The organism is Actinosynnema sp. ALI-1.44 (genome assembly GCF_001984155.1).
Lineage (GTDB): Bacteria > Actinomycetota > Actinomycetes > Mycobacteriales > Pseudonocardiaceae > Kibdelosporangium.
This window is the reverse complement of record NZ_MTQO01000054.1, coordinates 393454-419860: the sequence shown is the minus strand read 5'-3', so window position 1 is coordinate 419860 and position 26407 is coordinate 393454. Positions and strand designations below refer to the sequence as shown.

The 26407-nt window shown below is 69.0% G+C and carries 25 protein-coding genes; 10 read left to right on the top strand and 15 right to left on the bottom strand.

What is annotated here, in order from left to right; translation table 11 throughout:
* Window positions 1-217 precede the first annotated feature (217 nt).
* From ALI144C_RS48910 to mraZ, 4 genes are all read right to left on the bottom strand, one after another.
* Window positions 218-2188, bottom strand: a complete 1971-nt coding sequence (locus tag ALI144C_RS48910; RefSeq protein WP_083754060.1) for a peptidoglycan D,D-transpeptidase FtsI family protein — start codon at window positions 2186-2188, stop codon at window positions 218-220.
* Window positions 2188-2787 carry a septum formation initiator gene (locus ALI144C_RS55060; protein ID WP_143231366.1) on the bottom strand — a complete coding sequence of 200 codons (600 nt, stop codon included), beginning with the start codon at window positions 2785-2787 and terminating at the stop codon, window positions 2188-2190. The genes ALI144C_RS48910 and ALI144C_RS55060 overlap by 1 nt, the downstream gene beginning before the upstream one ends.
* A gap of 155 nt (window positions 2788-2942) precedes the next feature.
* A complete protein-coding gene (rsmH, locus tag ALI144C_RS48900) occupies window positions 2943-3902 on the bottom strand; it encodes a 16S rRNA (cytosine(1402)-N(4))-methyltransferase RsmH (RefSeq protein ID WP_076994135.1) in 960 nt (319 codons plus the stop codon).
* 152 nt (window positions 3903-4054) lie between these two features.
* Window positions 4055-4486: a division/cell wall cluster transcriptional repressor MraZ gene (gene mraZ / locus ALI144C_RS48895; RefSeq protein WP_054297366.1), complete on the bottom strand. Its 432-nt coding sequence runs from the start codon at window positions 4484-4486 to the stop codon at window positions 4055-4057.
* Between the two features lie 713 nt (window positions 4487-5199).
* Here mraZ and ALI144C_RS48890 point away from each other — a divergent pair.
* Genes ALI144C_RS48890 through ALI144C_RS48875 form a run of 4 tightly spaced genes read left to right on the top strand, consistent with a single transcriptional unit; the run spans window position 5200 to window position 10891 of the window.
* A complete protein-coding gene (locus tag ALI144C_RS48890; protein ID WP_076994134.1) occupies window positions 5200-6324 on the top strand; it encodes an AAA family ATPase in 1125 nt (374 codons plus the stop codon).
* A gap of 2 nt (window positions 6325-6326) precedes the next feature.
* Window positions 6327-7592 carry a DUF58 domain-containing protein gene (locus ALI144C_RS48885; protein WP_076994133.1) on the top strand — a complete coding sequence of 422 codons (1266 nt, stop codon included), beginning with the start codon at window positions 6327-6329 and terminating at the stop codon, window positions 7590-7592.
* Entirely contained in the window at window positions 7592-10147 is a 2556-nt protein-coding gene (locus tag ALI144C_RS48880; RefSeq protein WP_076994132.1) for a transglutaminase TgpA family protein, read from the top strand. Before ALI144C_RS48885 ends, ALI144C_RS48880 begins: the two co-directional genes overlap by 1 nt.
* Entirely contained in the window at window positions 10148-10891 is a 744-nt protein-coding gene (locus ALI144C_RS48875; RefSeq protein ID WP_076994131.1) for an MBL fold metallo-hydrolase, read from the top strand.
* 68 nt (window positions 10892-10959) lie between these two features.
* On the opposite strand, the gene ALI144C_RS48870 is transcribed toward ALI144C_RS48875, so the two are convergent.
* From ALI144C_RS48870 to ALI144C_RS48860, 3 genes are all read right to left on the bottom strand, one after another.
* A complete protein-coding gene (locus tag ALI144C_RS48870; RefSeq protein WP_076994130.1) occupies window positions 10960-11352 on the bottom strand; it encodes a DUF3040 domain-containing protein in 393 nt (130 codons plus the stop codon).
* A gap of 410 nt (window positions 11353-11762) precedes the next feature.
* Window positions 11763-12188, bottom strand: a complete 426-nt coding sequence (locus ALI144C_RS48865) for a DUF742 domain-containing protein (protein WP_076994129.1) — start codon at window positions 12186-12188, stop codon at window positions 11763-11765.
* 409 nt (window positions 12189-12597) lie between these two features.
* Complete coding sequence (locus ALI144C_RS48860; protein ID WP_076994128.1) at window positions 12598-13884, bottom strand: DNA polymerase IV; 1287 nt, start codon at window positions 13882-13884, stop codon at window positions 12598-12600.
* A 90-nt stretch (window positions 13885-13974) separates the two neighbouring features.
* On the opposite strand from ALI144C_RS48860, the gene ALI144C_RS48855 reads away from it, so the two are divergent.
* Entirely contained in the window at window positions 13975-14328 is a 354-nt protein-coding gene (locus ALI144C_RS48855; protein WP_076994127.1) for a YidH family protein, read from the top strand.
* Window positions 14325-14651: a DUF202 domain-containing protein gene (locus ALI144C_RS48850; RefSeq protein ID WP_076994126.1), complete on the top strand. Its 327-nt coding sequence runs from the start codon at window positions 14325-14327 to the stop codon at window positions 14649-14651. Before ALI144C_RS48855 ends, ALI144C_RS48850 begins: the two co-directional genes overlap by 4 nt.
* Here ALI144C_RS48850 and ALI144C_RS48845 read toward each other — a convergent pair.
* Window positions 14648-15367, bottom strand: coding sequence for a class I SAM-dependent methyltransferase (locus tag ALI144C_RS48845; protein ID WP_076994125.1), 720 nt, complete (start codon window positions 15365-15367; stop codon window positions 14648-14650). The genes ALI144C_RS48850 and ALI144C_RS48845 overlap by 4 nt on opposite strands.
* 81 nt (window positions 15368-15448) lie before the next feature.
* On the opposite strand from ALI144C_RS48845, the gene ALI144C_RS48840 reads away from it, so the two are divergent.
* The 4 genes from ALI144C_RS48840 to ALI144C_RS48825 all read left to right on the top strand — a co-directional run bounded on the left by ALI144C_RS48840 (window position 15449) and on the right by ALI144C_RS48825 (window position 19742).
* Window positions 15449-16294, top strand: a complete 846-nt coding sequence (locus tag ALI144C_RS48840; RefSeq protein ID WP_076994124.1) for a ParA family protein — start codon at window positions 15449-15451, stop codon at window positions 16292-16294.
* Complete coding sequence (locus tag ALI144C_RS48835; RefSeq protein ID WP_076994123.1) at window positions 16287-17078, top strand: DNA-formamidopyrimidine glycosylase family protein; 792 nt, start codon at window positions 16287-16289, stop codon at window positions 17076-17078. The genes ALI144C_RS48840 and ALI144C_RS48835 overlap by 8 nt, the downstream gene beginning before the upstream one ends.
* Before the next feature lie 1243 nt (window positions 17079-18321).
* Entirely contained in the window at window positions 18322-18696 is a 375-nt protein-coding gene (locus ALI144C_RS56100) for a hypothetical protein (protein ID WP_076994122.1), read from the top strand.
* Entirely contained in the window at window positions 18693-19742 is a 1050-nt protein-coding gene (locus tag ALI144C_RS48825) for a quinone-dependent dihydroorotate dehydrogenase (protein ID WP_076994121.1), read from the top strand. The genes ALI144C_RS56100 and ALI144C_RS48825 overlap by 4 nt, the downstream gene beginning before the upstream one ends.
* Window positions 19743-19787: 45 nt before the next feature.
* Here the strand turns inward: ALI144C_RS48825 and ALI144C_RS48820 are convergent, their stop codons facing one another.
* From ALI144C_RS48820 to rimO, 7 genes are all read right to left on the bottom strand, one after another.
* Window positions 19788-21059: a uracil-xanthine permease family protein gene (locus ALI144C_RS48820; RefSeq protein WP_076994120.1), complete on the bottom strand. Its 1272-nt coding sequence runs from the start codon at window positions 21057-21059 to the stop codon at window positions 19788-19790.
* Between the two features lie 221 nt (window positions 21060-21280).
* Window positions 21281-22066: a phage shock envelope stress response protein PspM gene (pspM, locus tag ALI144C_RS48815; protein ID WP_076994119.1), complete on the bottom strand. Its 786-nt coding sequence runs from the start codon at window positions 22064-22066 to the stop codon at window positions 21281-21283.
* Window positions 22067-22088: 22 nt separating this feature from the next.
* Complete coding sequence (locus ALI144C_RS48810; RefSeq protein ID WP_076994118.1) at window positions 22089-22931, bottom strand: PspA/IM30 family protein; 843 nt, start codon at window positions 22929-22931, stop codon at window positions 22089-22091.
* Between the two features lie 246 nt (window positions 22932-23177).
* A complete protein-coding gene (locus ALI144C_RS48805; RefSeq protein ID WP_076994832.1) occupies window positions 23178-23696 on the bottom strand; it encodes a helix-turn-helix domain-containing protein in 519 nt (172 codons plus the stop codon).
* 122 nt (window positions 23697-23818) lie between these two features.
* Entirely contained in the window at window positions 23819-24259 is a 441-nt protein-coding gene (locus ALI144C_RS48800; protein ID WP_076994831.1) for a CinA family protein, read from the bottom strand.
* Window positions 24260-24318: 59 nt separating this feature from the next.
* Window positions 24319-25002 (bottom strand): CDP-diacylglycerol--glycerol-3-phosphate 3-phosphatidyltransferase, encoded by a 684-nt coding sequence (gene pgsA / locus ALI144C_RS48795; RefSeq protein WP_076994117.1) that lies wholly within the window; start codon window positions 25000-25002, stop codon window positions 24319-24321.
* Window positions 24999-26360 carry a 30S ribosomal protein S12 methylthiotransferase RimO gene (rimO, locus tag ALI144C_RS48790; RefSeq protein WP_076994116.1) on the bottom strand — a complete coding sequence of 454 codons (1362 nt, stop codon included), beginning with the start codon at window positions 26358-26360 and terminating at the stop codon, window positions 24999-25001. The genes pgsA and rimO overlap by 4 nt, the downstream gene beginning before the upstream one ends.
* Window positions 26361-26407: the final 47 nt, after the last annotated feature.

Below are 26407 nucleotides of genomic sequence, written 5' to 3'. Positions count from 1 at the left end.
CCTGTTCGGCGGCTCCCCAGCGGTGCTCGATCTTGCGGTGACCCAACGCGTGGTAGGCGACAGCGACCGATTGGGCGACCAGGGGGCCTCACGGTCCGTCGCCAGTCAGGTGACCGTGCAACCAATGTGGCCTTCGTTGCGAAAAACGCAACCAATGTGGCCTTCGTTGCATCCGACCGCCGCTGTGGCGTGGCGGGTTCCGGTTCGCTCAGTTGTCTTACTGGGTCAGCGGCACGATCGGTGCCGCTTCCGGTGACAGCGGGAGGTTGTAGCGCTGCGCCAGGTACGAGGCGATGTCGTGGAACAGGGGCGCCGCGGTTTTCCCGTTCGCGGCGCCGTAGTAGTCCGGCCTGTCGATCATGATGCCGACGACGAAGCGCGGGTTGTCGGCGGGCAGGATGCCCGCGAAGGTGATCGAGTACAGGTTGTCGCTGTAGATCTTCGTCTTCGGGTCGATCTGCTGCGCCGTTCCCGTCTTGCCGGAGATCTGGTAACCGGCGAGCGCCGCGGCCACGCCCGTTCCGCTCTGCTGGTTCGGCGCCTTCTGCACCACCGCGCGCAGCATGTTCTTGACAGTCGCCGCGGTCTGGTCGTTCACCACCCGGACGCCTTCCGGGCGCGGTTCGTCGTGGTGCGTTCCGTCGCGGTCGATCGAGGTTCTGATGATCCGCGGCGGCACGCGGACGCCGTTGTTCGCGATGGTCTGGTACATCCCAGCCATCTGCAGCACGGTCATCGACAGGCCCTGGCCGATCGGCAGGTTGCCGAAGGTCGAACCCGACCACTGCTTCACGTCCGGCACCTGGCCCGCGGTCTCACCCGGCAGGCCGACACCGGTCTTCTGCCCCAGTCCGAACTTCTTCAGCATCTCGGCGTACCGGTTCTGGCCGATCTGCTCCGCCAGCAGCAGCGTGCCCACGTTCGACGACTTGGCGAAGATCCCCGTCGTGGTCATGGTCAGCGTGCCGTGCGACCACGCGTCCTCGACTGTGCGGTCGGCGACCTTGTGCGAGCCGGGGACCTTGTGCGTGTCCTCCGGTTTGGTGACGCCGTCCTCGATCGCCGCCGACGCGGTCACGATCTTGTTCACCGAGCCCGGCTCGTACGGGTTCGAGACCGCCGGGTTGCCGGTCACCTGCGGATTGCCGTACCCGTTGGGGCCCTGCGGGTCCTTCGGGTCGAAGCTCTTGTCGTTGGCCAGCGCGTACACCTCGCTGGTCTTCGCGTCCATCACCACGACCGTGCCGCCCTGCGCGCGGTTCTGCGCGACGTACGCGATCAGCTTCTGCTGCACGTCGTACTGCACGTCCGCGTCGATCGTCAACTGGATGTCCGAGCCGTCCTTGGCTTGCCGCACATTGCGTTCCGAGCCGGGGATGACGACACCGTCCGCGCCTTCCGCCGTGTCGACGGTCTGGCTGCCCGCCTCACCGGCCAGTTCGGCGTCCCGGTCGTTCTCCATCCCGAACAGGCCGTGCACGTTGTGCTTGGCACGGTCCGGGTCGTCGCTGCGCCAGTTCGCGTAGCCGATGATGTTGGACGCCAGCGTGCCGCCGGGGTACTCGCGGCGTGACTGCGCCTCGGAGATGACCTCCGCGTACTTCCTGCGGATGTCCCGTTCCTGCGCCGGAAGCACGTCACGCACCAGGACGGAGTAGCCGTCGCCGCGCATCTTGGTCAACAGGTCGTTCTCGTCGACCTTGTCGCCGAGCACCGACTTGATCTTGGCGGCGACGTCCTTGATCCGGGTCTCGTAGTCGATCTTGGTCCTCTCGTACTCCTTCTTCACGACCTTCGGCGCCCACGACAGCGTGCGGGTCTCCACGCTGAACGCCAGCTTCACGCCGTTGCGGTCGAGGATGTCGCCGCGCTTGGCCGCGATCGGGATGGTCTTCACGCGCTGCTTGTTCGCGCGGTCCGACAAGCCTTGCGCCTCGACGCCCTGCACCTGGATCAGCCGCACACCGGCGGCGATCAGCGCCGCGATCAGCACGAACCGCACGGACACGATCCGCAGCCGGGTGTTGACCGGCAAACGCTTGCGCCGGGCCGCCGGGCGGCGCGGCGGCGGCTTGCGGGCGGGCTGCCGCGTCGGCTTGCCGGTGGGCTTGCCGGTCGGGCGGTGCGCCTGTGCCGCTCTGCGTGCCGGCGCAGGCTTGCGGCGAGGCGGCGTCCAGTCCCCCGCCATCAGCCGTTACCTCCCGGCGTTCCCGACGGCGAAGCGGCAGGCGGGGCGGCGGGCTTGGGCTCGCCAACCACGGTCACCTTGCCGTCGGGTGCGACCACGATGCGGGCCGGATCGCTCGACCGGATCGCGCCCAGCTTGCGCGCCATCTCGTCCAGCGTCGCCGGGGACTCGAGGTTGGTGACCTCGCGTTGCAGCAGCTCGACCTCCTCGGCGAGTTCGGTCGCCGCCTTCTTGGCCTGGTCGAGCCGGTACGAGTCGGCGATGGCCTGCGTGGACAGCCACAGCGTGGTGACCACGCCCGTCGCCAGCAATCCCATCACCAGCATCACGAACGACGCCCGGGAAGCCGGGCCGCGCTCGTGCTTCTGCTTGGACGGCCGCGGCCTTCGCTGGACCGGCTCACCACCCGCGCGGCCCTCACGCTGTGCGCGTCGTGCGTACGCGCGCTCGGCCGCAGCGGTTCGCGGACGACGTTGCGTCCGCGTCTCGGTCGTCTCCTCGGTCGCGGCTGTCGCCTTTGCTTCGGCCTTGCCCTTACGGCGGGACTGCGACGAGCGGCCACGCGAAGATGACCCGCCTACCCTTGCCGGTGCGGTCACGACAGTTCCGCCTCCCCGAAATTTCGACGCTTGGTCACCTTGGGCCGGCACCGTTCAGTTCAGTGCGTACCGGTGGCTGGTTTGCGCCACGTTCCCCTGAGGTGCGGTTGGGTGCCACGTGGCCTGTGTTGGGCCTTGGGTTGACACAAGGGGTGTCATGACGCCTTCCTGATCCGTTCCGCCGCTCGCAGCCGTACTGGCGTCGCGCGTGGGTTGTGCTCCATCTCGGCTTCGTCCGCCTGCTCGGCTCCCCTGGTGAGCAGCCGCATCTGCGGACCGTGGCCCGGCAACTCCACCGGCAGCCCCTCCGGTGTGGTGGACTTCGCCAGCTCCGCGAAGGCCCGTTTGACCAGCCGGTCCTCCAGTGACTGGTAGGACTCGACGACGATCCGGCCACCGACTTTCAGCGCGCCGAGCGCCGCGGGCAGCGCCCGGCGCAGGATCTCCAGCTCCCCGTTGACCTCGATGCGCAACGCCTGGAACGTGCGCTTGGCCGGGTGTCCGCCGGTCCGGCGGCTGGCCGCGGGCACGGTGTCGTACAACAGCTGGACCAGTCGGCCGCTGGTGTCGAAGGGCGCACGTTGCCGCTGCGCCACAACGGCTTTGGCGATCTTGCCGGCGAACCGCTCCTCGCCGTAGTCACGCAGGATCCTGGCGAGGTCCGGGAACTCGTACGTGTTGAGCACGTCCGCCGCGGTGATGCCCGTCGTCGGGTCCATCCGCATGTCCAGCGGCGCGTCCTTGGCGTAGGCGAACCCCCGGTCGGCCTCGTCGAGCTGCATCGACGACACCCCCAGGTCCATCAGCACGCCGTCGACGGCCGGGATGCCGAGCTCTTCGAGCACGTCCGGCAGCTCGTCGTACACCGCGTGCACGAAGTGGATCCGGTCGGCGTACGGCGCGAGCCGCTCGCGGGACAACGCCAGCGCGTTCGGGTCACGGTCCAGGCCGACGAGCGTCAGCCTGGGGTACGCGGCGAGCAGCGCTTCGGAATGACCGCCGAGGCCGAGGGTGGCGTCGACCGCCACCGCGTCCTTGTCGGCCAATGCCGGATCGAGGAGGCCGAGGACCCGCTCCAGCAGCACCGGCACGTGCCGCGGGTTCTCGCGCGTCATCTCCCGACCCCTCTATCGGTACCGCTCGAACTCGTCTCCAGAGAAGACAGATGCCGTCAGGTCCCAGCCCGGAGAAGCGAACCTGGCGCCGGGGAAGGTGCGCCAGGGTCGATCGCCACCGGGCCGAGGCCTCACGGCATCCCGCGATCCCTCTAGAAGAATCCGGGCAGTACCTCCTCCCGCGCCTGCGCGTAGCTGTCCTCGTGCTCGTCCAGATATGCCTGCCAGGCCTGGGCGTCCCAGATCTCCAGCCGGGTGATCGCGCCGATCACCACGCATTCCTTCGTCAGCTTGGCGTAACGCCGCAGCTCAGGCGCGATCGCGATGCGTCCCTGGCCATCGGGCCGCTGTTCGTCGGTTCCGGCGAACAGGTACCGCTGGTAGGCACGTACCGCCTCGTTCGTCAGCGGGGCGGCGGCGACCTTCCGGGCCATTTCCTCGAACTCCGCACGGGGGAAGACGTAGAGGCAGTGATCCTGACCCTTCGTGACCATCAGGCCCCCCGCGAGGGCGTCGCGGAACTTAGCCGGCAGCGTCAGCCTCCCCTTGTCGTCCAGTTTCGGGGTGTGGGTACCGAGGAACACCGGTCCACCACCTCCCCACCGATCCTGCGGACCGGCCATGGAACACCCTTCTGCCCCACTTGCGGCCACAGTACCCCACTTTTCTCCACAGTCAACGCGGATCCGGTGGTGTTCGCCCGGTCGATTGACGCGTTTTCGCAGGTGACGCAGGTGGGGGCCAGGTGGGGCGCCGGGGCGGTCCTCCCTCGCCCCGGGGATGCTTATCCGCTGTTCAGAAGGTGTTCAGATGTCCACAGTGGGCATTGCGGGACCCGCGAGCGGGCCAGGTGGGTGAAAGTGGGGACGCCTGGTCCAGACCGCTCCGCCCGCCCGGTTCGGGTGATGACTGACGGTGATCGTCGGCTTTTGGTCACCTGGCGTGAGATGCTCCGGGCGTATGCCGGGCTGACCTGTCCGAACGCTGTCGATCCGCTGTCCGCGCACCACCCGGCGGTGCGAACACCCAGAATGGGAACAACCCCGGCGGCGGTGGAACGTCCAACCGAGGTGCGCCAGTAGAAGGAAGTAGTGCGTTTGTCGCCAAGTGCCCTGCAGGACGCCGGCGTCTTGCCGGATACTGATACCGAGAACCGCAACCCCGGGCGACTTCGCCCCGGTTTGACACCCAGCGTGTCAAGCTGTGCCGTCCCTGTTCGCCCGATCGGGCGACCCGGACTTCGGCATCGCATCGGTGGGAACCGGGAGGACACCACCGAGGAGCATCAGGAGGTCGAGTGACGTCTTCTACCCCGCCTGCCGCGCTGCCGGGACACCCGTACGGCGGCAACGGCGCAGGCCCCGACCCCTATGCGCCGCAGCCGCCCAACGGGACGAGTCCGAGCCCGACCCCGCGCGCGACGACGGGTAAGGCGTTGGACGAGGTGCACGGCGCCGCGCAGCGCATCGCCGCGAACGTCGAGCGCGTGCTGGTCGGCAAGCCGGACGTGGTCCGGATCGCGCTGGTCACCCTGTTGGCCGAGGGCCACCTGCTGGTCGAGGACGTGCCGGGGGTCGGCAAGACGTCGCTGGCCAAGGCGCTGGCCAAGTCCATCGACTGCTCGGTCTCCCGCCTGCAGTTCACCCCCGACCTGTTGCCGAGCGACGTGACCGGGGTGTCGATCTTCAACCGGCAGACCACCAACTTCGAGTTCCGCCCCGGCCCGGTGTTCGCCAACATCGTCGTCGGCGACGAGATCAACCGCGCCTCGCCCAAGACCCAGTCCGCACTGCTGGAGTGCATGGAGGAACACCAGGTCACGGTCGACGGCAACACCTACCGGCTGGAATCGCCGTTCATGGTGATCGCCACGCAGAACCCGATCGAGATGGAGGGCACGTACGCGTTGCCCGAGGCGCAGCGCGACCGCTTCACCGCGCGCGTGTCGATCGGCTACCCGGACCCGAACGCCGAACTGGCGATGGTCGACGAGCACGCGGGCCACGACCCGCTGGCCACGTTGCAGCCGGTGTCCGACGCCGCGCAGGTACGCGGCCTCGTCGAAGCAGTCCGAGGCGTGCACATGGCCCCGGAGGTCCGGCGGTACGCGGTCGAACTGGTCTCGGCGACGCGGCGGTTGCCGGAGATCCGCCTCGGCGCTTCCCCACGATCCACCCTGCACCTCGTACGCGCCGCTCGCGCGCAGGCCGCGCTGTCCGGTCGTGACTTCGTCGTGCCCGACGACATGCACGCGATCGCCGTGCCCGTGCTGGCACACCGTCTGGTTCTCACTGCGGAAGCACAGGCCGCACGCCGCTCCCCCGCGGACATGATCCGCGGCTTGTTGCAGCGTGTGCCGGTCCCGCAGGGCGCGGACCCGGCGGCGCAGTGGGTATCCGACGCGCGCGGGAACAGGCAGTAGCCATGGCCAGTCCGCTGGCGGGCATGACCACACGTGGCAGGTGCCTGCTGGCAGCCGGTCTGGCGGCGGCGCTGTGCTCGGTGGTGCTCAACGAACGCGACCTGCTGCGTGTCTCGGTGTTCGTGATCGCCATGCCGTTGCTCGTGTGCTTCCTCGCGGGCCGGTCCCGGGTCGGCCTGCACACCGAACGGCACGTCAACCCGATGCGGGCCCCTGTCGGCGGCAGAGCCGAGGTGTCGCTGAACGTCTGGAGCACCGGCCGTCTGCCCACCGGCGGGCTGTTGCTGCAGGACGGCGTGCCGTACACGCTCGGCGGCAGGCCGCGGTTCGTCATCGAGCACCTGCCCCGCAACAACGGCGTCCAACTGCGCTACACCGTCGAGCCGACGATGCGAGGCGTGCAGCTGCTGGGTCCGTTACGGGCCAAGGTGACGGACCCGTTCGGTTTGTCCGAGTTCGACCGTGAGCTCGCCGGAGTCACCCGGCTCATCGTCGTGCCGCGCGTGGTCCCGTTGATCGGTATGCCCGGCGGGTCGGGGATGGGGGCGGGCGAGGACGGCTCGGTCCGGCTGTCGGCCGGGCAGGGCGAGAACGACGCGGTCGTGCGGCCGTACCGGCAAGGCGACGACCTGCGCAAAGTGCACTGGCGGTCCACCGCCCACCGCGACGAGATGATGGTCAGGGTCGAGGAGCGCCCCTGGCGTGGCGGCACCACCGTCCTGCTCGACCACCGCGAACACGCGCACAAGGGCAGCGGTCCGACGGCCAGCATGGAGTGGGCGGTCTCGATGGCCGCCAGCGTCAGCCTGCACCTGTTGCGCAACGGGCACCGCGTGCGGCTCGTGTCGGAGACCGGCAAGACGATCGGCCCGGAGAGCGCGGATGGCATCCACAGCGACTTCCTCGTGCTCGACGCGCTCGCCGCGTTGCGCGGGTCGCACCAGAAGGAGATCGCGATCGCCGGCGACCCGGCCCAAGGCCAGGAGCTGGTCGCGGTCCTCGGCTCGGTCGACCCCGAGTCGGTCGACCAGCTGATCCGCTACCGCCCCCGAGCCAGCCGCAGCCTCGCGGTCCTGATGGACACCCGGGCGTGGGCGGCGCAGGGCGACACGACCGCCGCCGATCCGGACGCCGCCGCCACGCTGCTCAACGCCGCGGGCTGGAGCACCGTGATCGCCCGGCCCGACGTGCCGATGCACCAGGTCTGGAACAACCTCTGCCGCGCGAGCCAGAACCGCGGCGCGATGCACGCCAGTGGATGGTCCTGATGGTTTCTACGCCCCAGCGGCAGGCGCCACCGGCCCAGTTGCGGCCCCCGCCCGCGCCGCGCCCGGTCCGTGGCGGCGAATCCGCGGCGAACAACGTCACCCCTGTCTTCGCCGCCCTCACGACGCTGTGCGCGTCGACCGCGCTGTCCGGCGTGATCGACGGCGGCGTCTGGGTGGGTCACGCCGCGATCGCGATCATCGTCGTCGCCGGGTCCGGGATGGCGTTGCGCGCCATGCGTTTCCCGATCCTGCTCGTCGGCATCGCGCAGCTGTTCGCGCTGATGTGCCTTGTCGTCGCCCTGTTCACCACCGAGGGAGTGCTCGGGTTCCTGCCCGGCCCCGCGGCCGTCGAACAAATAGGTGACGTGCTGCGGGACGCGGTCGCGGTGGTGCAGACCGGGGTTCCCCCGGTGGAACCGCTTCCCCCGATCCTCTGTCTCGTGGTGATCGCGATCGGGCTGGTCGCGGTGCTCGTCGACTCGCTCGCGGTGGCCGCGGGCACGCCAGCCGCCAGCGGACTTGTGCTGCTGTGCGTCTACGCGGTGCCCGCCTCGCTCGCCGACGAGATGCTGCCGTGGTGGTCGTTCGTGCTCGGCGCCGCGTCGTACGCCGTGCTGCTTGCCGTGGACGGCACCCACAAGCACCAGCAATGGCGTGGCCGCTCCGGCCGTACCAGCGGCGGGATCAACGCAGGCGCGCCGATCGCGCTCGTGTCGGTGGCCATGGTGCTCGCACTGGTCTTCGGGGCGATCTTCACCCCGATCGGCACCATCGGCCAGCTGCCCGGCAACGTCGGCGCCGGTGGGCCCGCCGCGGGTGGGTACTCGTTGAAGCCGTTCACCAACCTGCGCGGGATGCTGGACCAGAAGGGCAACCACGAGCTGTTCCGCGTCCGGGGGCTGTCCTCGGCCGACGACAGGCGTTACCTGCGCGCGTTCACGTTGAAGCAGTTCAACAACAACGACGGCTGGGTCCTCGGTGCCGGGATGCCGACCGGCTCGAGTCTCGCGGGCGACCTCCCGCTGGAACCGGGGCGCGCCCCGAACGGCGCGACCACCAAGGTGGACATCGAGCCGATCAACTCCAGCGACAACTGGGCGCCGGTCTACGGCGCGCCGCGGCAGGTCGAAGGTCTGCCGGGGGACGCCAGGTTCGACGAGCTCAGCGGCGCGGTCTACACCCGCAAGCAGCGCAAGTTCGGCCCGTACACCGAGCACGCGGACATGAGCCAGCCGACGTTCGAGCAGCTGCGCCAGACTCCCTCGGCCGGCAGCGAGGTCGGGGCCCAGTACACCGAACTCCCCCCGATGAACTCGCGGATCACCAACCTCGCGCGGGAGCTCACGGCGGGCAAGGCCAACCAGTGGGACAAGGTGCTCGCGCTCAAGGCGTACTTCGCACCGGACAACGGGTTCTCCTACAAGACCCAGACAGCGGAGAAGCGCTCCGAGGACGCGCTGGCGGACTTCCTGTTCACCGGCAAGGCCGGGTACTGCGAGCAGTACGCGTCCGCGATGGCCGTTCTCGTCCGCGCCGCGGGAATCCCGGCACGGGTGGCGATCGGCTTCACCTCCGGCTACCAGGTCTCGGACTACCGGTCGATCACCACGCAGGACGCACACGCGTGGGTCGAGGTGTTCTTCCCGCAGTACGGCTGGGTCAGCGTCGACCCGACGCCGTTGCTCGACGGCCGCGGCTACAACCCGCCGTACATGAACTCGCAGTCGTCGCAGCCCGGTCGTGCACCGGACGGCGAGTCCGCCGATCGCAGGCCGTCGGAGTCGTCGCAGAGCAGTTCGGCCGCCGCGGCTCCCGTCCCCCAGTCGGCGAAACCCACTGAGGCGGCTCCGGAGTCCACGGACGGGGGCTCGTGGGAGGTGTACGCGACCAGCGCACTGGCCGGTGGTGCGACGGTGTTGTCCGTGCTGCTGCTGGCCGGTCTCGGTGTCGCGGGTCTGAGCCTCACCGGGGCAGCGCTCACGCTGCGGAAACGACGGCAACGAACGATCGTGGTGACGATCGCGACGGTGTTGTGGTTGTTGGCGGCGGTGTTCGCGGCGGCGCTCGTGAGCTGGTGGCTCGCCGTCCCGCTGGGCTTGGTCGGGCTGAGCCTCTTCCCGGCGCTGACGCGGTACTGGCGTCGCCGCGACCGTCTGCAGATGGTGGCGGGCGACAGCCCGGAAGCGCCGATGGCGGCGTGGGACGAGCTGATGGCGGAGTCGTGGGACCGGGGCGCGAGCGCACCGGAGTCCGACACCATCCGGATGACGGCCCGGAGGCTCGTCCGCGAGCACTCGTTGGACGACGAAGGCAAAGACGGGCTGCGCTCGTTGGTCTCGATCCTCGAACGGCTCTGGTACGGCCCCAGCGCCGGTTCAGGCCCGGAACTGCGGCAGGCACTGGACAAGGTCCGCGGCAGCATGCGGCGGAACGCACCGTTGTCCTTGCGCGCCAAGCTTTTGCCGCGGTCGGTGTTGAAGCCGAGGAAACCGGGCAAGCCCGCCGCCGGTCCTCAGCAGAGCGGAGCGCTCGCCGCCGAACCGCCGACGGCCTGAATGGCCACCCTGGTGCGCGAGGTCGCCGAGAACGTCTTCTGCGTCGGCGGGACCGACGTCAACTGGGTGCTGGTGCGGGACGGCAGCGACCTCACCCTGATCGACAGCGGGTGGCTGGGCGACCGTGCGGCGGTCGAGGAGTCGATCCGCGCGATCGGGCACCGGCCGCAGGACGTCCGGGCGATCCTGCTGACCCACGCCCACCTGGACCACATGGGCGCGCTCAACCACATGCACGACCGTTATGGGACACCTGTCTACATGGATCCCGTCGAGGTCCCGCACGCCCGCGACGGCGATCTGGAGCAGGCGAGCCCCGTGGACGTGTTCGTGCGCGCGTGGCGGCCAGGCGTTCTGGCGTGGAGCTGCCGGATCCTGCGTGCCGGGGCGCTGAAGCACCTGAAGGTCGCGCACGCGCAGCCGTTCCCCCATGAGGGAGCGCTGGACCTGCCGGGCCGTCCCGTGCCGGTCGCCTGCCACGGCCACAGCTCCGGGCACAGCGTGTACCACCTACCGGACAGCGGCGTGGTCGCGACCGGTGACGCCCTGGTGACCGCGCACCCCACCTCACGGATCACCGGGCCGCAGCTGTTACCGGCCTTCTTCTCCCACTCACCGCAGGGGGCATCGGCCGCGCTGGACGTGCTCGTCGACCTCCCCGCCGACGTCCTCGTGCCTGGTCACGGCGACCCGTGGCGTGGCGACCTGTCCGACGCCGTGGCCCATGCGCGTCGACAGGTGTGATCCGGGACTCATGTGCCCAGGGCATGCGTGATGGCCACCGCTGGGCGGTGGCCATCAAGGTCGGGGGTTCAGTCCTCGAAGCGCTTGCGGAAGCGCTCCTCCATTCGTTGGGAGAGGGAGTTCCGGCCCGCGGGGCGACTCTTGCTGTCGCCCTCGGCCTGAGCAGCGCTCTCGTTGCCGCGCTTGATGGCGGTCAGCGTGATGAGCGCGCCGAAGAACATGACTAGGAAGCCGAGCAGACTGACGGCGGGGAAGCCCCCGAACCAGAAATCTTGCACGACGACACCCAGCACCAGCAGGGCGACACCAACCACGAACAACGCTGCACCCTGAAGCCGCCGCCTACGCGATGGCCGCCTCAGGCGCGCACCGCGCACAGTGGAAGCGAACTTGGGGTCTTCGGCATAGAGCGCGCGCTCAATCTGGTCGAGCAGTCGCTGCTCGTGCTCGGAGAGTGGCATCTTTCCTCCTCCGGCACAGCTATCACGGGCGCCGGGCGATTGCGGCCGCCGTACCCGGCGGGCGCCCCATCCCTGGGGCGTCATCTCAAGGATACGAGCCCCGCGCCTGCTCGACTACCCGATCCTGCACTCTCACCCAGGCTCTTGCCAACACATCGCGACTCAAGCGAGGATGCCCGCCGGGCAAGCACACGCAATCGGCGGAGTCGGCACGGCGTTTGAGGACGCCTTATGCGCCATGTCCTGCAGTGATGACATTCAGTCACCATGCGTGTCCGGCCGGTGGCCACCGGCCGACCGACGGGTGAACCTGTCGATTTACTCAAGTGACTCGCGGCACGCGGTTGGGCCGCCGTCCGGCGCACTTGGGCACGGCCGACCGCCGGTGTGACGCCGCCGGAATTGTCCGCTCAGAGATTGCGGAGTCCTATCAGGACCCTTTCCATCATGCTGAGATCAGGCTGCTCACCGGCCGTGGACTTCGCTCTGTGCACGGTCACCATGCCCGCCGACGCCATATCTCCGAGCACGACACGGGCGACTCCAAGCGGCAACGACAACAACGCCGCGACCTCGGCAACAGACCGCGTCGACCGACAAAGCTCGGCAATCGAACGGTGGTCATGGGTCATTCTCGTACCAATTCGGGCGAGGGTCGCGCGATTGGTGGAGATCAGCGCCTCGATCGGCAGATCGTAAGCGGTCTCGGTCCGCCCTCCGGTCCACGCGTACGGCCGGACGATGGAGCGGGTGCGGTCCACCTCGGTCCACTCCGGCTCCGGTTCCGGCTCGACGCGGCGGACACCGGACTCGGCGACCTGACGTGGGATGTCCACGGAGTGCGATGGCGGCGGTGCTGGTGACTGAGATGCCGTCGGGCCGAACCGGGCTCCTGTCCGGCCAGTCCCTGGCTTCGCCGTGACCACGGCGGACTCACCCACCTTCTCCTCAGCGTGCCCCGAACTGGCGGGCACATGGCCGAACCGCGCACCCGTGCGCCCGACCTCGGACTTGCTTCGCCGATCAGATCCAGCCACGTGTGTCACGTCCCCCATGCCGGATTCCCGAATAGTCCATCTGAAGAGGAGGCCAAAACGTTAGCCACAAAGTGGACGCACAAGGTAACGCCGTCGTTTCGACCTCGTTTTATCCCAGTAACTGAAATCGCACCGTGGGCCATCCGGGTGATAAATATGATGATGCACCAAACTCGCCACAGACGGAAAGCGACGAATTACACGCTGCTCATATCGACGTCCGATCGGGACGCGGCTCGGTCTCACCCGATCGGTCGGGCGCCTGGGTGAGCAGGGAAGCCGGGCGGATCGCCGCGTTGCCGAACTTCGCGCGCGCCCGGTCGGCGGCCTGGTCGGCCTCACGCCAGCCGTTCTCCGGAGCGTCGAGCAGCAACTGCTCACCGCCGTCTTCCTGGACCAACTGCTCCATGCGCACGCCGATCAGCCGGACCGCGCCCGGCGGCGTCTGCTCGACGAGAAGTTGACACGCGACCTTGAAGATCTCCTGGGTCACGTCGGTCGGCACCAGCAGCGTCCGCGACCGGGAGATCGTGGTGAAGTCCGAGAACCGCACCTTGATCGACACCGTCCGGCCACGCAGCCCACGCCCGCGCAACGCCGACGCCGTCTTCTCCGACAACCGCAGCAACTCCCGTTTGAGCAGCTCACGGTCCCAGTGGTCGACCTCGAACGTCTCCTCGGCGCCGACGGACTTCTCGGCCGACTCGGGTTCGACAGCGCGGTCGTCGAACCCGTTGGCCAGCGGGTGCAGGTGGTCGGCGAGTGCGTTGCCGATGATCCGGCGCAGCCTGGGGAGCGGCGCGGCGGCCACGTCCGCGACGCGCTCCAGCCCGACGTCGGCCAGGCGCTCCGCGGTCTTCTTGCCGACACCCCACAGCGCCGACACCGGCAACGGGTGCAGGAACTCCAGCACCGACACCTTGGGCACGACGAGCATCCCGTCCGGCTTGCAGAGCCCGGACGCCAGCTTGGCCACGAACTTGGTCGGCGCGACCCCGACCGAACACGTGATCCCGTGCTCGGCCTCGACCCGCTCCCTGATCACCTGGCCGACCCGACCGGCGGACATCCCCATCCGCCGCAGCGCACCGGCCACATCGAGGAACGCCTCGTCCAGGCTCAACGGCTCGACCAGCGGCGTGACGTCCCGGAAGATCCCGAGGACACCCCGCGACACCTCCTGGTACAGCCCGAACGTCGGCGACACATACACCGCGTGCGGGCACAACCGCCGCGCCCGGCTCGTGGGCATCGCCGAGCGCACGCCGTACTTGCGCGCGATGTAGTTGGCCGACGACACGACGCCCCGGTTGCCGACCCCGCCGACGACGACCGGTTTGTCCTTCAACTCCGGCCGCTCCCGGATCTCGACCGACGCGTAGAAGGCGTCCATGTCGACGTGCAGGATCGAGCACCCCGCGTCGTCCGGCCACACGCCGTCCTTGACCACGAACCGGTCGACCAGCCCGCGTGGTAAATCACCGCTGCGTCCCATGGATCACCTCCTTTCACCTGTTCAAGCCCGCTGGGGACACGCTATCCCCACCCACCGACAGTTCCGGGACCAGTGGTTACGGTGTGATCCATGTCCAGGTGGCCGAGGAGTGTGTACGGGGTCGGCAACGAGCCGGATCCCCGGTTCTCGATGGCCAACGAGCGCACCTTCCTCGCCTGGCTGCGCACGTCGCTCGCGCTGATGGCCGCGGGCGTGGGTTTCGCCGCGCTCGGGCCTGTGGGCAACGCGCTGGACCTGGCGGTTGCCGTCGCGTTGCTGGTCACGGGCGTCGCCTGCAGTCTGAGTGCGCTTCAGCACTGGATCGCATGTGAGCGGGCCATGCGCCTCGGGCAACCGCTGCCCTCGCCGTGGATGGCCGCGGTGCTGGGCGTCGGGCTGGCGGTCACCGGTGTGCTCGCCGCGGTTCTGGTGATCACCCGATGAGGCGACAGCCGTGGGATCCGGGGCTACAGGTCGAACGCACCGCGCTGGCGTGGATGCGGACCTGTCTGGCGTTGGTCGTGGTCGCGTTGGTCGCGTTCCGGTTCGCCGCGCACACGAGCCTGGCCGCGGCGCTCGCGCTGGCCGCTGTCGTCCTTCCGATGGCGCTCGCCGCGCTCTGGATGGCGTGGCGGCGTTATCGCACCAGCGATGAGAACCTGGCGAATGGCAAACGTTTGCCAGACGGTCTGCTGCCGCTCACCATGACCGTCGTCACCGCGCTCACGGGCGCGCTTGGCCTCGTCTACGTGCTGGTCGACCGTTAACGGCGGCCGATGGCGTGCAGCCGTGCGGCGACGTCACGCAACGGCGGCGTGGTCGCGGCGGCGAGCTCCAGTTGGGCCAGGGCCTCGGCCGCGCCGGGGTTGCCTTCCAGGACCGCGCCCGGCACCAGTTCGGAGACCACGCCGTGGCCCTGGACCAGTTCGACCGTGAGTCCGCCGTCGACCAGCAACTGGGTCAGCCTGGCGATGTCGTAGCGGCGGGACAGGCTTTCCTCGGCCAGTTGCCCGGCAGGGTCGTCCAGCAGCCTGCGGGCGTCGACCAGGCGGCCGGTGATCGCCCGGTGCAGGACAGCCGCGTACTGGTTGGCCACGAGCACCGACACCAGCCCACCGGGCACCGTGGCCTCGGCCATCGCCGCGATCGTGGTCTTGGGGTCGTCGACGACCTCCAGCACGCCGTGCCCGAGCACCAGGTCCACCGACTCGGCCGGGACGAGTTGAGCGAGCGCGTCGCTGTCGCCCTGCACGGCGGTGATGGACTCGACCACGCCCGCTTCCTGTGCCCGCCGGTGCAGCGTGGCGAGGGCGTTCGGGCTCGGGTCGACCACGGTCACGGCACAGCCCGCAGCGGCGAGCGGGACAGCCCACACGCCGCTGCCGCCGCCGACGTCGAGCACGCGCGGCGACTCACCCGCACGGCGCTCACGCACAGCGGCCAACTCGGCGTACAGCACGCGGCGGACGGCATCTGGTCGCATGCCCGAAACCCTAAACGGTGGTCACGGGCTTGCTGGACGGGACCCGAGACGGCGGTGGTCTCAAGCCGTAGGCTTCCACGAGTGCAGACGGTCGCAGTACTGAGCCTCAAGGGCGGTGTCGGCAAAACGACGGTAGTGCTCGGCCTGGCGTCGGCCGCCTTGCGGCGTGGCGCGCGGACACTGGTGGTCGACCTCGATCCGCAGTGCAACGCAACCGCGACGCTCGACCCCGAGGAGACCGGGACGACCCTCGCGAACGTGCTGGAGAGCCCCCGGCTGCCGGTGGTCAGGGACGCCATCGCGGCCAGTGCCTGGGGTGACGGCGTCGACGTGCTGGTGGGTTCGGAGGAAACCGAGGAGCTCAACCACCCCAACCCGGGAGCACGGCGGCTCGGCAACCTCGGCCGTGCGCTGCAGGAGGTCAACAAGTTCATCGAGGACGGTGAACTGCCCTACGAACTGGTGCTGCTGGACTGTCCACCATCGCTGGGACGGCTCACCCGCTCGGCGCTTGTGGCCGCAGGCGGCGCGCTGCTCGTCACCGAACCGACGTTGTACGCGGTCTCCGGTGCACAACGCGCGTTCGACGCCATAGCCGAGACACGTGAGCAGTACAACCCGGAGTTGAAGACACTAGGTGTCGTCGTCAACCGCGTGCGGCCACGCTCGTATGAGCACCAGTTCCGCATCCAGGAACTGAGGGAGCACTTCGGCTCGCTTGTGCTGCCCGTTGCGTTGCCGGACCGCCTGGCCGTACAGCAGGCACAGGGCGCTTGTATGCCCATCCACCAATGGGGCACGCCGGGTGCGCGTGAGGTCGCGCTGGCGTTCAACCTCGTGCTGGCGCGGGTGCTGCGCTCAGGTCGGCGCGGGCGGCACAACCAGTTCGCGTGGCCCGAGAGCGACGACGACGCAGCTGATGCCTGAGGGCGACACGGTTTTCCACGCTGGCCACAAGCTGCGGCAGGCACTGGCAGGCCACCCGCTGACGCGCGGTGAGCTACGTCACCCTCGACTGTCGACGGTGGATCTGGCCGGCCGGACCGTGCTGGGCGTGCGAACGGTCGGCAAGCACATCTTCGTCCAGTTCAGCGGGGACGTGAGCCTGCACAACCACCTGCGGATGGACGGCTCGTGGCACGTCCACCGGCCGGGGACACGCTGGCGGGCGCCCGGCCACCAGGTCCGCGTGATCCTGGCGCACAAGGCGGCGGAAGCGATCGGCGTGCGCCTGCACGACATGGAACTGGTGGCCACGGAGAGGGAGGACCGGCTCGTCGGCCACCTCGGACCGGACCTGCTGGATCCATCGTGGACAGACGAACACGCCGAACGCGCGCGACGGGCGCTGATGGCCGACCCGGCCAGGGAAATCGGCCTGGCACTGCTGGACCAGCGGGTGATGGCGGGAGTGGGGAACGTCTACAAGGCAGAGGTCTGCTTCGTGCTCGGCGTGTCGCCGTGGGCCCCGGTGTCCGAAGTGGATACCGCAAGGGCGGTCGAGGTGAGCAGAGACCTGCTGCGGCGCAACGCGATGAATCCCCGCAGGAACACGACGGGCTCCCCGGTGCGCGGACGAGAGCTGTGGGTGTACGGGCAGGCCCGCCGGGAATGTCTGAAATGCGGCGGCCGGATCAAGGTAGCCGACCAGGGCGCGGGCCTCGACGTGCGCCAAACCTGGTACTGCCCTGTCTGCCAACCGCGAAAATAAATACGTGGCGCCCACCCCCGACTCGGCATAGGTTGGATGTACACGAGAGAGGAGGTGGTCCAAAGTTGTATACCAACGGGACACGTGAGGTGGCTGTCCGCTAAGGACCACCATCTGGCTCAAGCCGGCCGCCGAACACGGCAGACGCTGGTCCTCCAGCGCCGTTGACGCGGGCGTAGGTCGGCGAATCCAAAGCAGCCACCGGCTCTCGGGGTTCCTGAGAAGTTCGTCCAATCTCAGGCCTCGTGCACCAGCACGAGGAGTCACCCCGGGAGTTTTTTTATGCCCGCAAAAGCCACAGTCAGCGTGACCGCGACCACAAGACAGCCCCAACTAGCGTGCGCGCAAGCGCAGGATTCGCGGCCGCGCGCCAGCACAGACAGCCGCGCGCCAACGCAATGGCCACGCACAAGCGCAATGGCCGCGCGCTAGCGCAGGGGTGGGCTTCGGGGGTGTCTCCTGCCCGTCGGCCTGGGCGAAGCCAACCACGGGCTGTCCAGAGGTCCGCCTCCCCAACAGGCGGGCCCAGCGACAGCCCTACGGACCTCTTGACAGTCCGTGGTTCCCTGGGGCAGGTCGACGGGCAGGGGACACCCGCGCCCTGAAACCCCGGGACACGAAAAGCATGCGCCGGGAGCAACACGGCGCGAAGACCTCCTGCTCAGAGGTCTGCCTCCCGGCGAGGGACCTTCTTTGTCTTTTCGTCTTTCGTCTTTCAGACCCGGGATCTCCATTGCGGGTCTGGTGACCACGCCTTACTCCTGGTCAAGGCGCGGGATCCTGTGGGGGAAAGATAGCCCCTCGCCGGGAGCAGACCTCTAGGCAGGAGGTTCTTCGCGTCGTGTTTCTCCCGGCGCATACCTTCATGACCCGGGGTTGTGAGGCGCGGGCGCCTCCTGCCCGTCGACCTGCCCCAGGGAACCGCGGTCTATCAAGAGGATCGGTATGGCTGTCGCTGGGGCTCTTCGGGTAGGCCGACCTCTTGACAGCCCGTGGTTGGCTTCGCCCAGGCCGACGGGCAGGAGACACCCCCGAAGCCCCACTCTGCGCTTGCGCGCACGCCGCCTGCATAGCGCATGCTCGCGAACCGTTGCGGGTTGCTCTGCGCTTGCACGCGAGCCGCCTGCCCTGCCCTCCCCTGCACGTTCGCCCGTTCGCGGACCAGGGCTGGCTGCGCTTGGGTGGTACTTGCCTTTATGCAGTCTTGGGCTCGGGTCTGGTGACCTGTGGGAGGTAGCTAGGCATGGAACGGGTCGTCGTCCTCGGTCGCGGTGGTGCGGGTAAGTCGACCTTCGCGTTCCGTCTCGGTGCCGTTCTTGGGCTGCCGGTCATCGAGTTGGACAAACACTTCTGGTCGCCCGATCTCTCTCCCACGCCCAAGAGCCAGTGGGCTGGGATCCAGGAGCGGCTCACCAGCGCGCCGCGCTGGGTCCTCGACGGCGATCTCGGTCCCCACGACGTCCTCGATGTACGGCTGCGGGCTTCCGATGCTGTGATCGTCCTGGACTTTCCTCTTTGGCGCTGTGCCTCCCGGCTGTCTTCGCCGCCGTCGCTGATCACGCCGGCCACGCGGAACTCCACGTACTGCGAAACCCCCGCGCCGTCGAACAACTCATGACAAGGCAGCATGTAGGCGTGTACAAGCTGATTCGACGGGCTCTTTTCCGGTTCGGCGGTGGGGACGCCGAGGTCGCGCACCACAGGACTACCGCCATCCTCGCCAGGACCGCGCCGCTTCTCGGGCCGCTCGGGCGTGTGACGAACGTCGCTGCTCCTGTCACGGTTTTCGGTGTCCGGTTCCCGAATCCTGTCGGGTTGGCCGCAGGCATGGACAAGGACGGCACCGCCCTGCATGCCTGGCCCGCGTTGGGGTTCGGGTTCGTCGAGGTCGGTACGGTGACCGCGATCCCGCAACCCGGCAATCCCAAGCCGAGGCTGTACCGGCTCGTGAACAGCGAGGCCATCATCAACCGGATGGGGTTCAACAACGCGGGTGCGGAGGCCCTCGCCGACCGGTTGCTGACCGGCCGCAAACCCAAGGTGCCGTTGGGGATCAGCATCGGCAAGTCGAAGGTCGTCCCCGTCGACCAGGCCGTTGAGGACTACCGGCAGTCCCTGCGCGCCCTCTACTCGCACGGCGACTACTTCGCCGTGAACGTCAGCTCCCCCAATACTCCTGGCCTGCGTGGGCTGCAGGACCGCTCCGCGCTCAGCGAGTTGCTCGCCGAGTTGACGCTGGAGTGCCGGGCACTGGCGGAGCGGGACCGGACGTCACCGAGGCCGTTGCTCGTGAAGATCGCGCCGGACCTGACCGACGACGCGATCGCGGAGGTCCTCGAGGTCTGTGACGAGCACGGTGTGAGCGGCGTGATCGCGACGAACACCACACTGAGCCGGGACGGGGTGGCGCACGCCGACCTCCACCTGGCCGACCAGGCCGGTGGGCTCAGCGGGCGCCCGCTGACGGGGCGAGCCCGTGACGTCGTGGCGTTCGTGCACAAGCAGACCGGTGGTCGGCTGCCGATCATCGGGGTCGGGGGGATTCTCGACGCCGACGACGCCACGCGGATGTTCGACGCGGGCGCGAGCCTGGTCCAGCTCTACACCGGATTCATCTTCCGCGGCCCTGGGCTGGTCCGCCGGATCAGCAAGACCCGCAGGTGACCGTCCGTAGGAGCGATTCCACCCGTTCGTCCGACGATCATCCGATCAGGTGAACTTGGACCCTCGGTTGTCCCGGCGGGCCCGCAGCCGCCGTACTACCGGATAGACCACCACGATCACGAGCGAGCCCCACGCCACACCGTGCAGCTCCAGACCCCAGATCGAAATGGTCAGGTCGGCCACCCCGGCGACCACGGCGGCGCCCGCGATCATGAGCGTGACCGGGTTGGTCAGGTCGACCTTGCTCTGCGCCCAGATCCGCACCCCGACCATGCCGAGCAGGCCGAACAGCCCGATCCCCAACCCGCCGACCACGCCGGGCGGCATGGTGTCGATCAACGCGGTCACCTTCGGCACAAACGCGAGCACCACGGCGGTCACCGCGGCCAGCGCACACGCCGCGGTCGAAAGCACCCTGGTGCCGATCATCAGGCCCGTGTTCGCCGGGTACGCCGTCGTTCCCGTAGCACCGGACGCGCCCGCGAGCGCGGTGGAGATGCCGTTGGCGATCAAGGCGTCACCGATGCTGGGATCCAGGTCCTGACCGCTGCTGGTGGAAACCGCCTTCACATGCGCGACAACCTCGGCCACGAGCACGAGCACAACGGGCACCGACAGCACCATGACCGACGGCAACAGTTCAGGCGCGTGGAACTCGGGCACGCCCAACCACGGCGCGTCGATCAGCGCGTCGATCTTCGTCGACTCGATCCGCCCGGTCGCGATCGCGACGAGCCAGCCGGCACCCACGCCGACCAGCACAGACAACCGGGCGAGCAGCCCGCGTGACAGCACGATGCACAACAGGATGGCGCCGACCGTCACCGCGCCGATGCCGGGCTGCGCCTGAAACGGGCGCGCGGCGTACGGAGCCATGCTCAGCCCGATCAGCAGCACGAGCCCGCCCGTCACCACCGGCGGCAGAACGGACTCGAGCAGACGCACACCCAGCGCCTTCACCGCGATGCCGAACACGATCAAGATGCCGCCCGCGACGAGAACCGCCCCGAGTTGGGCGGCGATCCCGTGCTGCTTGGCCGCGGCCAGAGGCGCCATGAAAGCGAAGGACGACCCGAGATAGCCCGGCACCCGGTTGCGGGTGACGACCAGGAAGACGATCGTGCCGACACCGGAGAACAGCAGCGTGGTCGTCGGCGGCAGGCCGACGGCGACCGGGACGAAGATCGTCGCGCTGATCATGGCGGCGACGTGTTGCGCGCCAAATCCCGCCATCACCGGCCAGCTGAGTCGCTCACGGGCACCGACCAGCTCACCGTCGCGTACCCGGCGGCCATCGCCGTGTACGGACCACAGCATCACTGTCGAGTCCCTTCCCCGCTGAACCTTGCGGGAATACTGCCACGTCAGGTAGCCGATGATGCTACGTGACCCTCCCGTTATCACACGTTTGTCCTAAGGGCATGGCAGAAGAACGCCACCGGGGAGTACGAGGACTACGAAGAGTGACCCAATCGGCGCTACGGCAACTGGTCGTGATCATCCAGGTTTGAGGCCGCGACCAACTCGTGAGGAGCGCGTCAGCGGCGGTCGGGGAAGATCTCCCGCAACGCGACCGCGAGCCCGTGCAGACGGTCCGTGGCGTCGGTGAGGGCGTTGTTGTCCGGTCCACCGGACGAGCTGGCAGCGACAAGACGCCCCGCCGCGGCGATGAGCGTGCCGTAGCCGTCCAGGCCTTCGTCGAGTTGCTCACGCAGCCGCTGAACGCCGTCGGTCAGCGCGGCGCGGTCCGCGGCAGGGGCCAGGTCACGGGCCCGCTCGACGGCTTGGAGCTCCTGGGCGACCTCACGCAACGCACTGGCGGCTTCTTCCCCCGTACGGCGGGCCTCATCGACGGAATCGGCGGGGACGGCGCTGCGGGGCGAGCTGAGCTGGCGCAGCAGGTCGGCCAGCACACGCTCGGCGTCTGCCAGGCGCTCCATCGGTTCACGAGCCGCCGACCTGGACGAAGGCAGCCTCGGTGCCAGAGTGGGCACCGGTGTCTTGTTGAGACGGCGGAGACGGCCGCCGGACCGGACTCCCAGCGCGAACGAGCCGAGCGCGAACACCCCGGCCACCGCGCCGGACAGAACCGCTGTTTCCGCCGAGCCAGTGGCTATCACCGCACCTACGACCGCGAGCAGCAGCCCCAAGAAGATGAAGAACCACATCGCGGCCGACGCGCGTTTCTTGCGGCGCTCCAACTTGGCCGCCGGGTCGGACCAGCGGCTCAGCTGAGCCTTCACCTGATCGGCGACCGGGCCGCGTAGTTGCTTCTCCACCAGCTGGCGAAGTTCGAGGAAATCGCCTCTACGCGGCCTGTCCACCGGTCACTTCCTTCGGCGCTGTTCAGTTGCCCTGCGGGTTCGCGCGCTGCTCCTGCGCCACGCGCTGCTGGATCTCGGCCTGGATGTTGGCCGCCGGGCTCGCGGCGGTCGCCCCACCACCGCTGGTCACCTGCTTGGCGCCGCCACCGGCCATCGACGCGCGGATCTGCTCGAGGCGCGACTGACCGGCCATCTCCGTCGTGGAGGCCTGGACCTCCATCATCCGGCCCTGCACCGAGTTCTGCGCCAGCTCCGCCGACCCGAGCGCGGTGGTGTACCGCTTCTCGATCTTGTCGCGGACCTCCTCCAGCGACGGCGTGTTGCCGGGCGCGGCCAGCTCGCTCATCTGGTTGAGCGACTTCGAGACCTGCTCCTGCATCTTGGCCTGCTCGAGCTGGCTGAGCAGCTTGGTGCGCTCGGCGAGCTTCTGCTGCAGGACCATCGCGTTGCGCTCGACCGCCTGCTTGGCCTGCGCCGCGGCCTGCAGCGACTGGTCGTGCAGCGTCTTGAGGTCCTCGATGCCCTGCTCGGCGGTGACGAGCTGGGTGGCGAAGGACTGCGCGGCGTTCTCGAACTGCGTCGCTTTGGCCTCGTCGCCCTTGCCGCGCGCTTCGTCGGCGAGCACGAGCGCCTGGCGGGCCGAAGCCTGCAGCTTCTCCACCTCACCCAGCTGGCGGTTGAGCTTCATCTCCAGCTGCCGCTGGTTTCCGATCACAGCGGCGGCCTGCTGCGACAGGGCCTGGTGCTGCCGCTGCGCCTCCTCGATGGCCTGCTGGATCTGTACCTTCGGGTCGGCGTGCTCGTCGATCTTGGACGAGAACGACGCCATGAGATACTTCCAGAACTTCACAAAAGGGTTGGCCATCTCCTCCGCCTGCCTTCTTGCGTACTTCGGCTGCCCACAGGCAACGACCCGGGTACCTGTCCAGGTTCCATCGTGTCAGGTGCGCGATTGTCGTTCCACCGGGCCCAGGGGTAAATCAGGGATCGCCCCGATCATTCACCACGGGTCGGCCCCCGGACACCGAGTTGACCTGCTTGAGACCTTTCTACACACACAGCACCGGCCGGGCTCGACGAACGAGCCCGGCCGGAGTGGCTGAGTGGCTGCTCAAGCTGCGAAAACGCTCGCCCTGGCGATGTCAGGACCGATTCGGTGGGACAGCGCCGGCTGGATCCGGAGATCCTGCAACGTGTCGCCGACCACAGTGTCCAACCCGATGTCACCCGCGCCGAGCAGCTCGTCCGGCACGCCCAACGGTCCACCGTCGAGCCCCGCAGCCGACATGCTCGCCGACATGCTGGCGTCGCCGTTGCCACCGGACGGCACCGGGGCACTCTGCTTGGCGGGCTGTTCGGCCTGCTGCTGTGCCGATTCGAGCAACTTCTCCGGGTCGATGCCGCTCATGTCGTTCGCGACGTTGTAGAGCAGCTCCGGCATCGGCAGCTCGAGCGCGTCACAGATCGCGGCCAGCAGCTCGCTGGACGCCTCCTTCTGCCCACGCTCCACCTCGGAGAGATAACCGAGGCTCACCCGCGCGGTCCGCGAGACCTCGCGCAGCGTGCGGCGCTGGATCGTGCGGGCATGGCGGAGCCGATCACCGATCGCCTCACGCAACAGCACAGTCATCGCGCCTCCCTTCACCGGCGGGCCCGTGCCGACAACGTTACCGAGCTTGGCCGACATCACGCACCGACTTGACCCGTCGTACGCCAAGGGCGAACGACTGAGCGTGGCCGAATGTTCCCCCGTCAGGGTGCTGTGCCCCGGCCAGCCAGCAGATCAACGGCCGCCCGCACGCTCGCCGCACGCACTTCGTGCCGATCACCGCCGACCGTGATCGTTGACACGTTCACGCCTGTCGGACCGGCGATGCCGACGTGCACGGTACCCGGCGCGACGCCGTCCTGCGGGTCGGGCCCGGCCACTCCGGTCAGCCCGATGCCCCAGGTGGCGGCGCACCGGTCGCGTGCGCCGGTCGCCAGTTGGACGGCGACGTCCGGGTCGACCGCGCCGCGAGCGGCGAGCAGGCCGGGGTCGACTCCGGCCAGGCCCCACTTGAGGTCCGTCGCGTAGACCACGAGCCCGCCCCGGACCACGGCACTGGCACCCGGCACGGTCGTGAGCACGGCCGCGACCAGGCCGGCGGTGAGCGATTCGGCCGTGGCGACCGTCTCGTCGTTGGCACGCATGTCGGCGATCAGCGCCACGAGCTTGTCCGGCGCCAGGCCGACCGCCTCGACAAGCGGGTTCACGCCGCTCGCCGCACCCGGATGCCCTGGGCACGCAGCCGCAGCGCGCGCACGACGTAGTCCAGCCCGGTCACCGCGGTAAGGGCGACGGCCGCGAGCATGATGATCCACTGGACCGTGTCGAACGCGGCAGGCAGCGGCGCCAGGTAGAAGCCGATCGCGACGATCTGGGTGAGCGTCTTGAGCTTTCCGCCCCGGCTGGCCGGGATGACGCCGTAGCGGATCACCCAGAAGCGGAGCAGGGTCACGCCGATCTCACGGGCGGCGACCACGATCGTCACCCACCAGGGCAGCTCGCCGAGGATGCTCAGCCCGAACAGGGCCGCCCCGGTCAGCGCCTTGTCCGCGATCGGGTCAGCGACCTTGCCGAAGTCGGTGACCAGGCCGTGGCGGCGGGCCAGCCAGCCGTCGAGCTGGTCGGTCACCGAGGCGACCGCGAACACGACCGTGGCGGTCAGCCGCCAGCCGAACGAGTGGCCCTCACCGGCGAACAGGGCGAACAGGAAGACCGGGACGAGGACCAGCCTGCTGACCGTGAGGATGTTCGCGATGTTGAGCAACGGTACCTGCCGCACAGGCGCCACCTCCGGAACTGCTGTCACCTCCGGAACTGCGGCGACCTCCGGGGCGAGCGGCTCCGGCGACATCGGCTCCTGTGCGGGATCGGCGGGCGCGGTGCTCATGTGACGACCTCGATGGCACGGACGACAAGATCGACGCCTTCGGCGTTCTCGACTCGGCAGCGCACGAAGTCACCAACGGCAAGGCCGTCGCCGCCCTCGATCACGCATTCGCCGTCAACCTCAGGCGCCTGATGGGCGGCACGACCGACCACTTCGTCGTCGGCCTGTTCGACCAGCACGACCACCTCGTCGCCGACGCGGTCCTCGGCGCGTTCCATGGTCAGCTGCTCGACCAGCGCGGAGATCCGCGAGACGCGCTCGGCGACGGTGTCCTCGTCGTGTTTGTCGTCGAAGCCCGCGGCCTCGGTGCCCTCCTCGTCGGAGTAGCCGAACACGCCGACGGCGTCCATCCGCGCGCCGATGAGGAACCGCTCGAGCTCCTTGAGGTCCTCCTCGGTCTCGCCGGGGAAGCCGACGATGACGTTGGTGCGGATCCCCGCGTTCGGCGAGAACCCCCGGATCTGCTCGGTCAGGCCGAGGAAGCTGTCGCAGTCGCCGAAGCGCCGCATCCGGCGCAGCACTTTGCCGCTGCCGTGCTGGAAGGACAGGTCGAAGTAGTCGGCGACGCCCGGTGTGGTCGCGATGGTCCGCACCAGGCCCGGCCGCGTCTCGGCGGGCTGCAGGTAGGACACGCGGACGCGCTTGATCCCGTCGACCCCGGCGAGCCTGGTCAGCAGCCGGTCGAGGTGGTCCATGCCGCGGCCGAGGTCCTTGCCGTAGGACGTGGAGTTCTCGCTCACCAGGAACAGCTCGCGGGCGCCGTTCTCGGCCAGCCACCGCGCCTCGGCGACGATCTCGTCCGGCGTGCGGGACACGAACGCGCCCCGGAAGGACGGGATGGCGCAGAACGTGCACCGGCGGTCGCACCCGGACGCGATCTTCAGCGCGGCCACCGGCGAGTCGTCGAGGCGGGTGCGCATCACGCGCGGACCCCAGCCGTGGCCGGGGACGGACACTTCAGTCTCCTGGCGCTGCACGGGCGTGATCGGCAGCAGCGTGCGCCGGTCGACCGGGACGTGCGATTCGACCTGTTTGCCGTGCAGGACCTCGTCGAGCCGCTCGGCCAGCTCCGGGTACTCGTCGAAGCCGAGGACGGCGGAGGCCTCCGGCATGCTCTCGGCGAGCTCCTTGCCGTAGCGCTCGGCCATGCACCCGACCGCGACGACCTTGGCGCCGGTGTCGGCGGCGGCCAGCAGCGTGTCCACCGAGTCCTTCTTGGCCTGTTCGACGAAGCCGCAGGTGTTCACGACGATCACGTCGGCCGCGTCGGTCTCGGCCAGCTCCCAGCCACTGCCGGTCAGGCGCCCGGCGAGCTCCTCGGAGTCGACCTCATTACGGGCGCATCCGAGGGTGAACATGGCGACGCGACGCTTCGCGGTGGGGGAAGACACCGAATCAGGGTAAC

Bases quoted from the DNA above. Each gene is read 5' to 3' on its own strand.
- ALI144C_RS48875 (WP_076994131.1), top strand. From the start codon at position 10,148: ATGGCCACCCTGGTGCGCGAGGTCGCCGAGAACGTCTTCTGCGTCGGC.
- ALI144C_RS48805 (WP_076994832.1), bottom strand. From the start codon at position 23,696: ATGACTGTGCTGTTGCGTGAGGCGATCGGTGATCGGCTCCGCCATGCC.
- pgsA (WP_076994117.1), bottom strand. From the start codon at position 25,002: ATGAGCACCGCGCCCGCCGATCCCGCACAGGAGCCGATGTCGCCGGAG.
- ALI144C_RS48880 (WP_076994132.1), top strand. From the start codon at position 7,592: ATGGTTTCTACGCCCCAGCGGCAGGCGCCACCGGCCCAGTTGCGGCCC.
- ALI144C_RS48835 (WP_076994123.1), top strand. From the start codon at position 16,287: ATGCCTGAGGGCGACACGGTTTTCCACGCTGGCCACAAGCTGCGGCAG.
- ALI144C_RS48825 (WP_076994121.1), top strand. From the start codon at position 18,693: ATGACAAGGCAGCATGTAGGCGTGTACAAGCTGATTCGACGGGCTCTT.
- ALI144C_RS56100 (WP_076994122.1), top strand. From the start codon at position 18,322: ATGGAACGGGTCGTCGTCCTCGGTCGCGGTGGTGCGGGTAAGTCGACC.
- rsmH (WP_076994135.1), bottom strand. From the start codon at position 3,902: ATGACGCGCGAGAACCCGCGGCACGTGCCGGTGCTGCTGGAGCGGGTC.
- rimO (WP_076994116.1), bottom strand. From the start codon at position 26,360: ATGTTCACCCTCGGATGCGCCCGTAATGAGGTCGACTCCGAGGAGCTC.
- ALI144C_RS48810 (WP_076994118.1), bottom strand. From the start codon at position 22,931: ATGGCCAACCCTTTTGTGAAGTTCTGGAAGTATCTCATGGCGTCGTTC.
- ALI144C_RS48820 (WP_076994120.1), bottom strand. From the start codon at position 21,059: ATGCTGTGGTCCGTACACGGCGATGGCCGCCGGGTACGCGACGGTGAG.
- ALI144C_RS48855 (WP_076994127.1), top strand. From the start codon at position 13,975: ATGTCCAGGTGGCCGAGGAGTGTGTACGGGGTCGGCAACGAGCCGGAT.
- ALI144C_RS48845 (WP_076994125.1), bottom strand. From the start codon at position 15,367: ATGCGACCAGATGCCGTCCGCCGCGTGCTGTACGCCGAGTTGGCCGCT.
- ALI144C_RS48885 (WP_076994133.1), top strand. From the start codon at position 6,327: ATGGCCAGTCCGCTGGCGGGCATGACCACACGTGGCAGGTGCCTGCTG.
- ALI144C_RS48800 (WP_076994831.1), bottom strand. From the start codon at position 24,259: ATGCGTGCCAACGACGAGACGGTCGCCACGGCCGAATCGCTCACCGCC.
- ALI144C_RS48850 (WP_076994126.1), top strand. From the start codon at position 14,325: ATGAGGCGACAGCCGTGGGATCCGGGGCTACAGGTCGAACGCACCGCG.
- ALI144C_RS48910 (WP_083754060.1), bottom strand. From the start codon at position 2,188: ATGGCGGGGGACTGGACGCCGCCTCGCCGCAAGCCTGCGCCGGCACGC.
- ALI144C_RS48860 (WP_076994128.1), bottom strand. From the start codon at position 13,884: ATGGGACGCAGCGGTGATTTACCACGCGGGCTGGTCGACCGGTTCGTG.
- ALI144C_RS48870 (WP_076994130.1), bottom strand. From the start codon at position 11,352: ATGCCACTCTCCGAGCACGAGCAGCGACTGCTCGACCAGATTGAGCGC.